Genomic DNA, 14,569 nt, shown 5'->3' with positions numbered 1-14,569 from the left:
TCTGCATCACAAGCGCTGGCTCTGTTATACTCGCGGCGCTTGTTATTCCGTACAGGAGTCTGTGGTGCCCGTCTTTTTAAATAATCAATTGCTCGAAGATATTCTGGCGCAGGTTCGTCCACTCATTGGCCAGGGCAAAGTCGCTGATTACATTCCGGCGTTGGCTGAAATTCCTGGAAACAAACTGGGAATTTCAGTTTGTACGGTCAACGGCGACATGTTTAGCGCCGGGGATGCGGCAGAACGGTTCTCCATTCAATCCATTTCAAAAGTGCTGAGTCTGACGCTTGCCATGGCGCGTTATGATGAACACGAAATCTGGGCGCGCGTGGGTAAAGAGCCTTCAGGGCAACCCTTCAATTCATTACTCCAGCTGGAACTTGAGCAAGGCAAACCCCGCAACCCGTTTATTAATGCCGGAGCACTGGTGGTGTGTGATATGTTGCAAACCCGCCTGAGTGCGCCGAAACAGCGAATGCTGGAAGTTGTGCGGGCCATCGCGGAGCAGCCCGATCTGGCATACGACTCCCGCGTAGCGAAATCTGAGTTCGAACATTCGGCGCGTAATGCGGCCATCGCCTGGCTGATGAAATCATTTGGTAATTTTGATAACGACGTCATTACCGTCCTGCAGAATTATTTCCACTATTGCGCACTGAAAATGAGCTGCAATGAACTGGCGAAAACCTTTCTATTTCTGGCCAATCAGGGGCGCGCATTGCACCTTGATGCGCCAATAATCACGGCTCAACAAGCCAGACAAATCAACGCGCTGATGGTCACCAGCGGGATGTACGATGGTGCCGGAGAGTTTGCGTATCGGGTAGGAATGCCGGGCAAATCAGGGGTAGGGGGTGGCATTATCGCCATCGTTCCACAGGAAATGTCGATTGCAGTTTGGTGCCCAGAGTTGGATGCCTCGGGTAACTCGTTAGCTGGAACCGCCGCCCTCGAAATTCTGGCACAACGGATTGGACGTTCTATTTTTTAAATAATTACGGATGCTGTGCATTAGCCTGGTAGGCCGCAGGTTGTACCAGATTTAATATGCTAAACTAGGTTTTATTTTTTGCACACATCCCGAATATCAATGTGTAAATTCTTTACGCAGTGCATGCATAATTATGAGTCAGAACAGCATGTCTAATCAAAATTACATTAAGTTATTTTCGCCAGAAAAATATTTGTTAAACGCCGTTATTATATTTGTCATTACCACTTTGTTCTATTTTTTTGGTGCGTCACTTCGTCTGATTGACGAGCTGTCGCTGTTCTGGCCGCTCAACGCGGTGCTGGCGGCGGTGTTTGTACGCAATCCCTTCCTCAATCGGTCTGTGTATTATTTTGTCTGCTACAGCGCGATGGTGGTTTACGACGCTTTCACCACGCATTGGGGGTGGCAGTCGGCGATAATAAACTTATCGAATATGGTATTTATTATTGTCGTTGCGCGATTATTACTGCGCTATTCCAGGACACAAGATGAAAGCAATTGGGCGCTCAATGCGTTTAATCTTTTTTATACCTGTTTGATTGGATCAATTCTCAGTTCTTTATTAGGTTCAATAGGTTCCACTGGCCCATCGTCAGATTACCGTCAATTCCTTTCGTTATTTACTGACTGGTTTGGCGAGCAATTTTCGACGGGTGTTTTGATGATGCCGTTCTTGCTGATGGCAACATGGCCGCAGTGGAAGACATTGCCCGACTTCCATATATCTAAAATCTATCCACTATTGGGTGTTATCGTTTCGGTTATCGCATCGGTAGCCATCGGCGGTGCAGGCAGTCTTGCGTTTCCGTTGCCCGCCCTTATCTGGTGTGCGATTCGTTATCCTTTGCCCGTGACCGCGTTAGTGACGTTATTAACCGGAGGGATAGAGATTATTTTGCTGTCCAACTCCATCATCGCTATTCACCCGAATAAACCGTTGGTGGTGAGCGAGATGTTCTCCGCACGTCTGGGGATTGCCACTATGGCGATTTGCCCGCTCATCGTTTCCGTCAGTGTGGATGCCATTAACCGCCTGATTAAACAGACCTCGCTGCGAGCCGATTATGACTATCTCACGGGGATTTACTCCCGTTCGGGTCTTTATGAAGCGCTGAAAAACAAAGCGCCACTGATGCATCAACCCGATCAAAAGATCTGCGTCATGTTGCTGGATATTGATTACTTCAAACGTATAAATGATAACTATGGTCACGAATGTGGCGACATCGTGTTGGCCGCGTTTGCCAGGCGCTTATCGCAAACCGTGGGCAATGAAGGGCTGGTGGCGCGTCTTGGCGGCGAAGAATTTGTGGTGGCGTGTAGCACCCGCTCCGAAGAAGAGGGTTATGCCTTCGCCGAGCAAATCCGTAAGGATATTGAGCTCACGGCATTTCGTTACCAGCAACAAACACTGTTTATCACCGTGAGTATTGGTCTTGCGGCAACCTCGATAGAAAACCAGACGCTGCTGGATACGTTTAACTCGCAACTCGCACAAGCTGATAAGTATCTGTATTTGTCTAAGCGCAATGGGCGCAACCAGACCAGCATGGCGTCGCTTAACGAATGTGTCATCAAGGTTTAGCCGATCTTGGCGAGAGTTGTTGTACCAAAAATAATTGGTATAACAACTCTTGTTTGATCAAAACGGGGTTTCACTTCTTTGAGTTCTGATAGTTTGTTCAGGATATTTGTGGTCGTTCATCCTGTACACACCAAGGAACAACATAGTGAAAACACTTAATCGTCATGATTTCCCTGGCGCTCAATATCCAGAACGTATTATCCAGTTTGGTGAAGGCAACTTCCTGCGTGCTTTCATCGACTGGCAAGTCGATTTACTCAATGAACATACGGACTTAAATGCGGGTGTGGTTATCGTACGTCCGATAGACAGTGCATTCCCACCGTCGTTATCCACTCAGGATGGGCTTTACACTACGATTATCCGTGGCCTGAACGAGCAGGGCGAAGCGGTAAGCGACGCGCGTCTGATTCGTTCAGTGAATAGAGAAATCAACGTCTATCAAGAGTATGAAGCCTTCCTTAAACTGGCACATAACCCAGATATGCGTTTTGTGTTCTCCAACACCACCGAAGCGGGTATCAGCTACCACGCGGGCGATAAATTTGAAGATGCGCCAGCGGTAAGCTATCCGGCAAAGTTGACCCGTTTACTGTTCGAACGTTTCAGCCACTTCAACGGTGCTGCTGACAAAGGTTGGGTGATCATTCCTTGCGAACTCATCGACTATAACGGTGATGCGCTACAAGAACTTGTTCTGCGCTACGCGCAAGAATGGGAACTGCCAACCGCCTTCACTCAATGGCTGAACGACGCCAACACATTCTGTTCAACGCTGGTAGACCGTATTGTTACGGGTTATCCGCGTGATGAAGCAGCCGATATCGAAAAATCTTTGGGTTACAAAGACAGCTTCCTGGCAGCAGCGGAACACTTCTACCTGTTCGTGATTCAAGGGCCGGCATCGCTTGCGCAAGAGTTGCGTCTGGACAAATTCCCGCTGAACGTGCTGATCGTTGACGACATCAAACCGTATAAAGAACGTAAGGTTGCGATTCTGAACGGGGCTCATACCGCTCTGGTTCCGGTTGCGTATCTTGCTGGTTTAAACACGGTTGGCGAATCCATGAACGACGCTGAAGTTTGCGCCTTCGTAGAAAAAACCATTGCTGAAGAGATTATTCCGGTACTGGATTTGCCGCGTGACGAATTGCAGTCATTCGCCCAGGCAGTCACCAGCCGTTTCCAGAACCCGTATATTCAGCACCAGTTGCTGTCTATCGCGCTCAACGGCATGACCAAGTTCCGCACCCGCATTCTGCCGCAACTGTTGGCGGGCCAGCAGGCGACTGGGACTTTGCCTCCGCGTCTGACTTTCGCCCTGGCGGCACTGATTGCTTTCTATAAAGGTGAGCGTAACAACGAAAGCTATCCTTTACAGGATGATGAGCATTGGTTAGTGCGTTATCAGCAGTTGTGGACGGCACTTGGCGATAAGCAAATAACCGAACAACAACTGGTTGAGACCGTGTTAAGTGACAGCGATCATTGGGGCCAGGATTTGACTCAGGTCGCAGGCCTGGTGGCTAAAGTGAGCGAAGACCTTAAGACCATTTTGAACCAGGGAATGCGCGCGGCGGTTGCTCGATACTGCTAAGCGATACGTAACTGAGTGCCTGTGGTTGTTGTACACAGGCATTTTTTTAGCTTTTAAAAAGTGACAACGTCACCAGGTGTCGACTATTTATCGTCACCCATAATGACTTTCATGGTTGCTTCGTCGGGCAGACCCTGATGTTGTTGCAGGCGGCCTTCTTTATTCAGGTAATAAATAGATGGGGTCGCACTGCCACCCAGTTCGTCCATCAACGCCAGATTGGCTTCCAGCGCTTTGGTGATGTCTGGCTTGATGGTCGCAGGAATGGCTAACGTCATTTTGCCCTTGCTGTTCTCATACTCGGCCAACGTTTTAGCCGGATTTTCAGACATCATTATCGCAGCAGCTTTTTGACCGCTGTCAGGGCGAAGCATCCCGACCATCAAAACGCGCAGTTGTACCTTGCCGGAGTTCAGCCACGGCTGTGCATTTTGCCAAAACTGGGTGCAATACGGGCAGTAAGGATCGGCAAAAGCATAAACAATTTGTGGGGCGTCGGCTTTGCCCGCCGCAATCCATTTATTCTTCTCGAGCTTTTGCCACATCTCTTTGGCCATCGGCGCATAGACCCATTTTTCTACCTGAGCATCACTGAGATTCTTACCTGCGGCATCGACCAGATTACCCATGATCGCGTGTTGTTTATCAGGCGTCAGAAACACGGTTGTGCCTTGTCCCTGAAATTGCATCACGTAACCCGGCATATCCCCTGGGCCTTTAAATTCACCTTTCAGTTCAAATCCTTGCTGCTGTAAGGCGCTAATCGGTGCAGGGATTTTTGCGTCCGCTGCCAGTAGCGAAGTACTGGTAAGCAGAGCAAGCGACAGAGTCCATACGGCATGTTTCATTATGTCATCCTTATTATTATCTTGATGAATGTATGCTCGGGTAGGCTACATGTCGGACGCCCGGAAGGAAAGTTTCGGGTATAGAAAGATGAAAGGGCGTTATTTTGCTATCGTATGCTCAATTATTCAGATTCATTGGACGCATTATGACCCACTCATCAAAAGACCCTCTGCATGGCATGACACTTGAAGCCATTGTGAATGCACTCGTTGCGCGTTTTGGATGGGAAGAACTGGCGAAACGGATCAATATCAATTGTTTTAAAAGTGACCCAAGCGTTAAATCCAGCCTCAAGTTTCTACGCCGCACCCCGTGGGCGCGTAAAGAAGTCGAAGATCTGTATATCGATATGATAGAGACAGCAAACGAGGTGTCGAACGATGTGCCTGCTGACAGCCCGTGGGCAAACTGGCAGGGTAAAAAAGAGTAGAAGAGACAGCCTGGGTGGATAAGCGAGGCTAATCCACCCAGGGTATCGTGTTATTATTTACGTGACAGTGTCACTGTTACACAAACGGCGCTAACGGATCTGCCGCGGCAAAGGCCACTTCTTTCTCGGCTTTTGGCGGGTAGATCAATTCGCTGGTGATAGCGATTTTAATTTTCTTCGCTTCTGCTCGCGTCGATTTAACCACTTGATCCCAACCTTCGGTATAAACCGCTCCCCAGCCACCCAAATCCAGGCAAGTCACATAATTCACCTGGCTGTAGGGTAATGGAGCCACGCCCAGCATGTCAGCGGCGACGTTGTTACCGACAAAACGCCCCAGCATAATCGCGTGCTGGCAGGTCATTAAAGCCGTATTGCCTTTTTCATCGGTGCGGGCATAAGCCACATCTCCGGTCGCGTAAATGTCCGGTTGGCCGACGACTTTTAAGCTTTGGTCAACGTGCAAACGCCCCTGTGCATCGCGTGTGGCAGGAATTTGAGCGGTAAGCGGGCTGGCCTGCACACCCATGGTCATAACCACGGTGTTTGAAGCAATAAAGTCGCCGTTTTTAAATGTAACGCCGCGTTCGTCAATGGCTTCAATTTCAGCATTGAGCATCCATTCCACACCCAGTTCGTCACTGGCCTGTTTGATGACATGGCACAATTCTTCGCTATAACGCCCACCGACGACCGGGCTGCGGTCAGCGATAACCACACGTATTGGCGCAGCATCTCCCAAAATAGCGCGTAAGCGTGCCGGTAATTCGGTTGCTAATTCAATGCCGGTGAAACCGCCGCCGCAAACGACCACGGTGTTGCGCGCTTCGCTGGCAGGTTGTTGTGCTAGCTGGTTGAGGTGTTTTTCCAGGCGAGCGGCGCTTTCCAGTTGGTCTACATCGAATGCGTGTTCTTTAGCGCCAGGGAAAATGGGGTTGATATGGCTGCCGGTCGCTAATACCAGCTTGTCGTAGTTAATGACGGCCAGTTGATCTTGTGTTGTGTGGTACCAAACCTGCTTGCTGGCGACATCAATTTCACGCGCGGAACCGGCAATAAATTTCACCCCTGTTGCAGCAAACAGCGGCAACAGCGGGGCGGCAAAACTCTCCACTCCGGCTTCATAAAAACGCGGGCGAATACGCAATTCAGGCTGTGGAGCCAGCACGGTAATTTCAATATCACCACGATCGTGAAGATCTGTTAAGCGTGCCGCGCTCAATGCTGCCCACATTCCTGCAAACCCTGCGCCCAAGATAAGTACTTGCTGTTTCATGCTTTATAGCTCCGATGTTTTGGAAGTGACTTGATTTATTAACTACGATCATATTGGTCGTAGTTAATAAGATCAATAGCTTTAAGACGCATGATAAATAAAACCAAAGTAACCAATTGAATTTTATTTATATTTAAAAGTTAATTAAGAATGAGCGTGCGCGAGAATTGCTTCACGATAGGGAAGGAATTATCATCTAACTAAGATTTAACTGGGCGGAGAAGTTATGGCATTTTACAGTTCTGGCGTGGAGTACGGCATCCATAGCTTAATGTGTTTGGTTGATAGCAAAGGCGATGGGCGCGAGATGAGTGTGCGCGAAATAGCAGAATTGCAAAACGTGCCGTATGACTATCTGGCCAAGATTTTTACCAAACTGTCTAAAGCAAACCTTGTGGAAAGTACCGAAGGAAAAGGCGGGGGATTTCGGCTGGCGAAACCGGCTGACCAGATTACCGTGTTGGATATCGTCGCCGCCATTGATGGCGAAAAATCGATTTTCGACTGCAAGGAAATCCGCCAACGCATGGCGATATTCGATGAACCAGCCCCCGCCTGGGCTTGCGAAGGAATATGCGGCGTGAGGCAAGTTATGCTGGTGGCTCAACAACGCATGGAAGAGGCGCTTGCGCAGCATACCGTGCTGGATTTAGCGCGGCGTATGTTCAGAAAAGCACCGGAAGCGTTGCCTATACAGATTGAAGAGTGGATTGGCCGTCGTCGAAATGATGCATGAAAACTAGTTCGCCCGTCGCAGCAGAATAAACAGAACGAACAGACCGCCGACACCTGCGGTGATGATCCCAATCGGCAGCTCCTGGGGGGCGGTGAGCGTTCGGCTAAGGATATCCCCGGCAGACAGCAAAATTGCCCCCAGGACGCCCACCAGGGGTAACAATCTGCGATGCCGTACGCCAGAAAATGGCCGCGCCAGATGGGGCACCATCAACCCGACAAAACCGATAACACCGGTAAGCGAAACCAGGATTGCAGTGGCGATTGAGCAGCAAAGAAAGACTTCGGTTCGTAGGCGCAGAACGTTAATGCCTAACGATCCTGCCGTCTGTTCACCCGCCAGCAATCCATCCAACGAACGCCAGCGTAACGAAATTAAGGTCGTCAGCAACAGCAGTGCGATGGCCGCAAAACCAAGATTATCCCAACGGGCCAATCCCAATCCCCCCAGAGCCCAAAACAGCGCGTTACTGGCCGCGCGTTGGTCACCGGAAAAAATCAGGTAGTTGGTAAGAGCCCCAAACAAAAATGACACGGCCAGGCCGCAGATAATCAGCTTTTCCGTTCCTTTATGTGACTGAGACATAAAGATTATCATCACGGCTGCCGCAGATAGCATCCCACCGACAAAGGCGGCGACAGGCAGTGTCCAGGCCCCAAGGCTGTCACCCAGGCGCGTGATCACCAGCACCACGCCAGCAGAAGCCCCTGAAGATAAGCCAAATAAAAAAGGGTCAGCCAAATCGTTCCGCGTGGTGGTTTGTAGCAGCGAACCCACTAACGCAAGGCCCGCTCCCGCCATCATCCCGAGTAGCGTGCGCGGCAAACGCAGCTCCAGTACGATGCTTTTTATCATCGGCGAAACGTCTCCTGGTATGACGTTCAGCGCGGTCAGTACGTCGGAAAAAGAGAGCGGAACACTGCCTTTCGCAACGCTTGCCAGAGTCAGTCCCGCCAGTAAAAACGGGGCCACAAGCCACACCAGTAAAAAACGTTTATCGGCGATCATCCGTTAAACGCGTCCGGATAAAGCGCACGGGCGATTTTAGTGATGGCGGTGATATTGGCAGGGCCGGGCGTCATCTCCTGATATTTAAGTCTCAGGTAACGGTGATGAAGCACCGCAGGGGTATTTTTCATTAACGGATGCTGCTCGAGGAACCGTTCCAGGCCGTCTGCGCCGCCGTTAAAGTCCGACTGATAATCCATCAGAATGATGAATTCTGGCTGCGTTGCCGCGACACTTTCCCAGTTGGTGGTTGTCCAGCTTTTATCCAGCGTATCCATGACATTTTTACCACCCGCCGCTTCGATAATCGCGGTTGGCATGGCGTAAGCACCGCTGGTATACGGTTTATCTTCGCCTGAGTCGTAAAGGAAAACCCGCACCGGTTTGCGTCCTGCGGTTTTCTTATTGATATCGGCAACCTGATTTTTCCAGCTATCCACCCGCTTGAGCGCATCTTCTTCTTTGCCAAAGACTTTGCCCAGACGTTCCATATCGCCGTACAGCAAATCCATGTTGGCCCGTGCGCGATGGTTATTAACGTGATTACAGCTTTCGGTGAGAATAAGCGTTTTGATACCGAATTTTGCCAACGCCTGTGGCGTTACATCGCCGCGTAAACCGTAGTTCCAGCCGGAAAAAACCAGATCAGGCCTGGCGGCCAGCAGTGTTTCCATGGAGGGATATTTGGGCGCGAGTTCAGGGATGTTGCCCTGTAAACGGGTAAAGTCCGGGATATTTTTGTACCAACCGGAAATGCCCGTAATGCCGACAATTTCAGGTTGCAGATGTAGCTCAAACGCCATCTCTGACATATTGATGTCATGAACGACCATGCGTTTTGGGGCGGCGTTAAAGGTCAGCGGTTTTCCGCAGTTATCGACCGTTACCGGAAAACCGGAGGCACCGGCACGGAAGGTCATCGCGGCTAAGAGTGCCGCAACAAGCATTAATGTTTTCATACAAACTCCTGATTCGTGAGGCGTGGCTCCTCACTTACCGGCTCGCGACATTCGCCAGAACGGTATCATCCGGTGGCGGGGAAATCCGTCCCCTTGAGACCGCCGCACCTTACAGGAATTGATGGTGTGAATAGATCCGACCAGATCAATTAATGGTTAATTATTTGTATATCAATCAATTTCAGAGGCCAGTGCTTCAAAGATGCGCACTGTTTTGCCGCTTTTGGGATGAATCACGTGCAGGCTTTGCATACCGAAAACCTTCTCAAGCCAGGGAGAATCCAACACCTCCGCAGGGGTACCACGACAAACCAGACGGCCTGCATTCATCATGATCACCTGGTCGCAAAACGGTTGAATCAATTCAAGATCGTGCAATATCGCCACGGTGGTGATGTTTTTGCGCTTAACGAGGCTGAGTAACTGATGGCGGGCGAGTGGGTCGAGATGATTTGTCGGCTCATCGAGTAAGAGTAACGTCGGTTGTTGCGCCAGCACACGGGCAAAGCCCGCGCGTTGTCGTTCGCCGCCGGATAATTTCCCCAGCGCCACCTGTTTCAGGTGAGCGATGCCAACATCATGAATGGCATCGGCAATCGCGTCGTCATGTTCCGTTTTCGGGCGTTCGGCCTGCCACGGAATGCGCCCCAACGCCACATACTCATTTACCGTCAGCCGTAAATCAGCATTGTCATGTTGGGTTAGCAGCGCAACGCGACGCGCGCGTTCCATCGGCGTCATGGTGCGCAGCATTTTGCCCTGAAAGACTATCTCACCGCAGGCAGGCTGCAACTCATTGATGATGAGTCGCAGGAGTGTCGATTTCCCACTGCCATTTGGACCGATAATCGAGACAAACTCTCCGGCGTAAACCTCAAAAGAGACGGCATCGACCTGCGGCGTTTTACCGGTAAAAAAGAGTGTGAGATCGCGAACGGATAGCACGTTTTCAGAGGTTGGCGCATTCATTAGACAAATCATTTACAGAATCAATGGTTCCCAGGATATCAAAATTTAAGTGAATTTTCTCATGCACTCAGGCGGTCGCTTCCGTGGGTCTGCGTGTACCCAACATCACCAGAGGAATGGCTATCAAATAAACGGCTACGACTGAAAGCCAGATAGCGCCGGGCCACTGTTTCTGTACTGCAAAATAGAATGCAGAGAAGAACAGCGGGGCGATGATGGACGCGAGACTCACGGCGGAGGCCAGAACGCCCTGGAATTGCCCCTGACTTTGCGCATCGACTTGCCGGGTTGCCAGAGCCTGAAGCGCTGGCGTCCCGATGCCACCTAATGCAAATAGCGGCATAATTGCGAACACCATCCAGCTTTCACGTACAAAGGCGATGCTAACCAGTGCAATGCAGGCGCAGCTGATCCCAACGAATACAGCACCTCGTTCACCAAATAACCTTGCCGCAGGGCCGGGCAGAAACACCTGAACCAGTGCCTGGCACAAACCAAATGCGCCAAGCGATAAACCTATCCAAAAACCATTCCAGCCAAAAGCATCAAAACCCCATAGCGCCCAGCAAATCCCGTACGCCTCACCTGTGGCACTGAGAATAAAGAACGTCAGCACCACCGGCATCAGTCCTTTCATAGAACACACCCAGCGAAACGGGAGCAGAGGGTTAAGTGCTGAAAAATTCAGTTTCTTGCGTTCAGGCTGATGGGACTCAGGCAAAACCAACAGCGCGAGCAGGAAATTAGCCCCGTTGAGTACCGCTGCGGCGATAAAGGGCAGACGGACCCAATAATCACCAAGCATGCCTCCCAGAACCGGGCCGATGATAAAACCGATACCGAACATTGCGTTGAGTAGACCGAAATGCCGGGCACGCTTGTCTGGTGCAGATATATCGGTGAGATAAGCGGTAGCGACGGAGATATTGGCGCTCGTCATTCCTGCAATGGCGCGCCCCACAAACAGTAATGCCAGACTGGGCGAGAAGGCGAGAAACACGTAATTTACTGCCGCACCGCCGAGGGACAACAGCATGACGGGCCTGCGGCCAATACGGTCGCTGAGAGTGCCGAGCACAGGTGCAAACACGAACTGCATCACGGCATACAAAGCAGTCAGCGTGCCGATATAAATGGCGACGTTCCCACTGTGCGTTATCTCTTTTAGCAGCGAAGGAAGAATCGGAAAGATTAGCCCAATGCCAACCGCATCAAGGGCAATAGTCGTGAAAATAACGATAAGTGGTTTATTCATAAAGCGTTCCCGTCGGTATTCAGGTTGTGCACTGAGATGCTGAACCTGTGACAAACCTGAAAAGTGTTCAGGCATTTAAGGACGCTGGTCGAGAATGGCGCGGAGCGCATTGTAGACGTGTGTGGCGACCATCGAGAGTGTAGTCAAATCGGGGCCGCTTTTTCGCGAGGCCATCTTTATATCACACACGTCGACAAATTAAAGGTCCTCAATGACAATTAATCATGTGGGTTCTCGCCACTTTTTGACCGGGTTAAACCTTTTTATATGGCGGCGGGTTTATGGTGATAGTCAATTGATTCATATTGATAAACCAAGTCCTCCACAGAATCTGGGGTGGCTTCGCACTGAGGAGTAGATGCATGGAAAAGTACGTTTTTTATGTTAAAGATGAAGCCACTAAAATTTTTGCCCGCAGTATGCTGTCGAAAGAGGAGATCAAAAAGTTAAAACAAGATGGCTTTAAAAAATACCCGCTGGAGTTTGAAGCCGAAAGCAAGCAAGAAGCCATCGATAAACTCAACGAGAACACCCGTGACAACATGGATGCCTTAGGGGGTTTTTCCGCCTCTGTCGTTTTTATATCAATCTTCGCATTCATCGTATTTGCGCTGATTTATCTTTTTAATTGATGTCCGGACGGTTGAGAGTGTATAGGGATAAAAGTTAAACAATAAGAATGGCTAATGATATTTGCTCAAAGAATATCCACGACTTTTTGTTCATTGCACTTAAACTTAAACAAAATTAATCAACATTTTATTAATTTAAAATTAAACAAAAAAAGTGACTCATAGCACAAAAAAATTAACCAGAACCTCTGCTGTGTCATAACATCCGCCCCCTTAATTCGGAATTTAATCAATTTTGTTTGTTTAATCACCGATTGTTAACATGGGTTAGGATGCACATGCAGTTTAAAAAAATACTTCTTATTGCCATTCTGGCAATTGCCGGTTGTAGCGCTAAAGGCGATACCGCGAGTCAGCAACGTAACTCTATCCAACATATGCGTATTGATACGTTATCAAAGTTGTATAAAGCTCATCCTGAAGCGCGTAAACAAATCCTGAAATCTAAAGGCTACGCGGTATTCTCCGCCAACAGCAGCAAAATTCTGACATTTGGATTTGGCAGTGGCTATGGCGTTGTGAAGAATCACAAAACAGGCAAAGACACCTATATGAAAATGGCTCAGGCTGGAGCCGGTGTGGGTCTGGGCGTTAAGCAACTACGCACGATTCTGATTTTCAATGACAGCAAAGCGCTGAACGATTTTATCAAGAATGGCTATATTGTCGGCGCGGATGCGAATGCCGCAGCTAAATATGACAATCAAGGTTTGCCAGCAGTCAATGCTTCGGCCGGCGCTGTAGCGCCTAGCTCAGTGGAGCTGCCTAAGCCGCTTTACACCTACGAGCTTACCGAAAAAGGCCTTGCTGCACAGGCCATGATTAATGGCTATAAATACTGGCCGGATGATGCGCTAAACGGTAAATAACACATTTTAAACGGTGCCTTGTGCACCGTTTTTTTTATGCTTTTTTTGTCCCTCTGCACCCGGCGCATGATGTAAGGAAGTGTAAATGACTATTTCATTTGCTTATGTCAGTATTTAGCTTCGATTTTATTTGCTCACTGGATTTCTCATCAATATCACCGATAAATATAGGTACCCGTGAAATATGTTATAGGTTGAAGCATGTTTAAAGATTACAGCGTAAGAACCGTGATTGTTGTTTTTACAGCAATATCAATTGCGTTAATGAATTTAATGGCTTTCTTGTTATTAGCAAATACTAACGTTTTACTTATGCTGAATGCGGTTGGAGCGGCTTTGCTTCTCATCTTGTGGGCTTACATGACTCGCTATCTTGTTAAACCGATAAATGAAGTTAAAAGAAATATCGATGAAATAAACACCGGAAATTTGTCCATATCGATAGCCGAGTTCGGGAATAACTGCGCAGGAAAGTTAATTCCAGGTATAAACAGCCTGGCGAAAGAAATATCCAGTTTGGTGATAGATATAAGAAAGTCTTCAAATTCAGCCAGCGAACTGTCCGGCACACTGGCGAATCAGAGCGCGGATCTCTCGGTAAAAACGGAACAACAATCGGCCATGTTGATGCAAACCGCAGCGAGCATGGAAGAGATCTCCGCTGGAACGAAGAGCAACGCAGAAAACACCCGTCAGCTAAACACCATCACCAGTGAAGCGCATAAGTCAGCAGGGCATGGCAGTGATTTAATGCAAAAACTCACTGAGAATATGGTGTCGATAACTGACTGCTCAAAAAAGATGACCGAGATTATTAGCATAATCGACGGGATCGCCTTCCAGACAAATATCCTGGCTTTAAATGCCGCAGTCGAAGCGGCCAGAGCGGGCGAGCACGGTAAAGGGTTTGCCGTGGTTGCGGGTGAGGTCAGAGTGTTAGCGAAAAAAAGCTCAGAGTCCGCTAAAAATATTAAGTCTTTAATTGAACAAACGAATATTAATGTGATGCAAGGCGCGAAGTTGGTTTCTGAAGCAGAAAAAAATATGCACGATATTGTTTCGGGTTCAGACGATCTAAATCTGTTGATGGAACATATTTTCTTGTCGACGAATGAACAGGAGAAGGGGATCCAGCAAATTACCATCGCGCTGTCAGAGCTGGAAAAAGTCACCCACAGCAACGCAGCTGTGGTTGTCGAACTGGCTCACTCTTCTGATGTGCTTAAAGACCAGGTGGTTGAGTTGCAAAAAAGAACCAACAACTTACGTCTGGGTGATGAAGAGCGTGTGGTCACTTCTGTCGTATCACGAGCCGTTCGCGCTAAGCCGTTAAAGCAGGCAGAAGAAGGGCAATGGCAAACGTTTTAATTCAGCGTTTTTGAATGCCCAATTGCCGTTGTTGTAGCCATA

General features: G+C 49.0%; 14 protein-coding genes. 8 read left to right on the top strand and 6 right to left on the bottom strand.

Going from position 1 to position 14,569, the window contains the following annotated elements; genetic code table 11:
• Window positions 1–64: 64 nt before the first annotated feature.
• The 3 genes from glsB to RHD99_RS11925 all read left to right on the top strand — a co-directional run bounded on the left by glsB (window position 65) and on the right by RHD99_RS11925 (window position 4,176).
• Window positions 65–991 carry a glutaminase B gene (glsB, locus tag RHD99_RS11935; RefSeq protein ID WP_183269214.1) on the top strand — a complete coding sequence of 309 codons (927 nt, stop codon included), beginning with the start codon at window positions 65–67 and terminating at the stop codon, window positions 989–991.
• Between the two features lie 148 nt (window positions 992–1,139).
• Window positions 1,140–2,579, top strand: a complete 1,440-nt coding sequence (locus RHD99_RS11930) for a sensor domain-containing diguanylate cyclase (RefSeq protein ID WP_309879009.1) — start codon at window positions 1,140–1,142, stop codon at window positions 2,577–2,579.
• Window positions 2,580–2,724: 145 nt separating this feature from the next.
• Window positions 2,725–4,176 carry a tagaturonate reductase gene (locus RHD99_RS11925; protein ID WP_309879007.1) on the top strand — a complete coding sequence of 484 codons (1,452 nt, stop codon included), beginning with the start codon at window positions 2,725–2,727 and terminating at the stop codon, window positions 4,174–4,176.
• An 83-nt stretch (window positions 4,177–4,259) separates the two neighbouring features.
• On the opposite strand, the gene dsbG is transcribed toward RHD99_RS11925, so the two are convergent.
• Entirely contained in the window at window positions 4,260–5,024 is a 765-nt protein-coding gene (gene dsbG, locus RHD99_RS11920; RefSeq protein ID WP_309879005.1) for a thiol:disulfide interchange protein DsbG, read from the bottom strand.
• A 146-nt stretch (window positions 5,025–5,170) separates the two neighbouring features.
• Between dsbG and RHD99_RS11915 the strand changes: the two genes are divergently transcribed.
• Entirely contained in the window at window positions 5,171–5,455 is a 285-nt protein-coding gene (locus RHD99_RS11915; RefSeq protein ID WP_309879004.1) for a VF530 family protein, read from the top strand.
• Between the two features lie 76 nt (window positions 5,456–5,531).
• Here the strand turns inward: RHD99_RS11915 and RHD99_RS11910 are convergent, their stop codons facing one another.
• Complete coding sequence (locus RHD99_RS11910) at window positions 5,532–6,731, bottom strand: NAD(P)/FAD-dependent oxidoreductase (RefSeq protein WP_309879003.1); 1,200 nt, start codon at window positions 6,729–6,731, stop codon at window positions 5,532–5,534.
• Between the two features lie 226 nt (window positions 6,732–6,957).
• Here RHD99_RS11910 and RHD99_RS11905 point away from each other — a divergent pair, with 226 nt between their 5' ends.
• Window positions 6,958–7,467: an RrF2 family transcriptional regulator gene (locus RHD99_RS11905; protein ID WP_309879001.1), complete on the top strand. Its 510-nt coding sequence runs from the start codon at window positions 6,958–6,960 to the stop codon at window positions 7,465–7,467.
• A gap of 3 nt (window positions 7,468–7,470) precedes the next feature.
• Here the strand turns inward: RHD99_RS11905 and RHD99_RS11900 are convergent, their stop codons facing one another.
• From RHD99_RS11900 to RHD99_RS11885, 4 genes are all read right to left on the bottom strand, one after another.
• Window positions 7,471–8,475 carry a FecCD family ABC transporter permease gene (locus RHD99_RS11900; protein WP_309879000.1) on the bottom strand — a complete coding sequence of 335 codons (1,005 nt, stop codon included), beginning with the start codon at window positions 8,473–8,475 and terminating at the stop codon, window positions 7,471–7,473.
• On the bottom strand, window positions 8,472–9,434 hold the full coding sequence (locus RHD99_RS11895) for an ABC transporter substrate-binding protein (protein WP_309878999.1): 963 nt from the start codon (window positions 9,432–9,434) through the stop codon (window positions 8,472–8,474). Before RHD99_RS11895 ends, RHD99_RS11900 begins: the two co-directional genes overlap by 4 nt.
• A gap of 171 nt (window positions 9,435–9,605) precedes the next feature.
• A complete protein-coding gene (locus RHD99_RS11890; RefSeq protein ID WP_309878998.1) occupies window positions 9,606–10,403 on the bottom strand; it encodes an ABC transporter ATP-binding protein in 798 nt (265 codons plus the stop codon).
• 67 nt (window positions 10,404–10,470) lie between these two features.
• Complete coding sequence (locus tag RHD99_RS11885) at window positions 10,471–11,658, bottom strand: TCR/Tet family MFS transporter (RefSeq protein ID WP_309878996.1); 1,188 nt, start codon at window positions 11,656–11,658, stop codon at window positions 10,471–10,473.
• 362 nt (window positions 11,659–12,020) lie between these two features.
• On the opposite strand from RHD99_RS11885, the gene RHD99_RS11880 reads away from it, so the two are divergent.
• The 3 genes from RHD99_RS11880 to RHD99_RS11870 all read left to right on the top strand — a co-directional run bounded on the left by RHD99_RS11880 (window position 12,021) and on the right by RHD99_RS11870 (window position 14,527).
• Window positions 12,021–12,290, top strand: coding sequence for a hypothetical protein (locus RHD99_RS11880; protein ID WP_183269225.1), 270 nt, complete (start codon window positions 12,021–12,023; stop codon window positions 12,288–12,290).
• Between the two features lie 278 nt (window positions 12,291–12,568).
• Window positions 12,569–13,159, top strand: a complete 591-nt coding sequence (locus RHD99_RS11875; RefSeq protein WP_374708465.1) for a lipid-binding SYLF domain-containing protein — start codon at window positions 12,569–12,571, stop codon at window positions 13,157–13,159.
• Between the two features lie 201 nt (window positions 13,160–13,360).
• Complete coding sequence (locus RHD99_RS11870; protein ID WP_309878992.1) at window positions 13,361–14,527, top strand: methyl-accepting chemotaxis protein; 1,167 nt, start codon at window positions 13,361–13,363, stop codon at window positions 14,525–14,527.
• The last annotated feature ends 42 nt before the right edge of the window (window positions 14,528–14,569 follow it).

Origin of the sequence: Buttiauxella selenatireducens, assembly GCF_031432975.1 — a bacterium.
Classification (GTDB): Bacteria; Pseudomonadota; Gammaproteobacteria; order Enterobacterales; family Enterobacteriaceae; genus Buttiauxella; species Buttiauxella selenatireducens.
The sequence above is the reverse complement of the archived record's forward strand: the minus strand, read 5'-3'. Positions and strand labels throughout refer to the sequence as shown.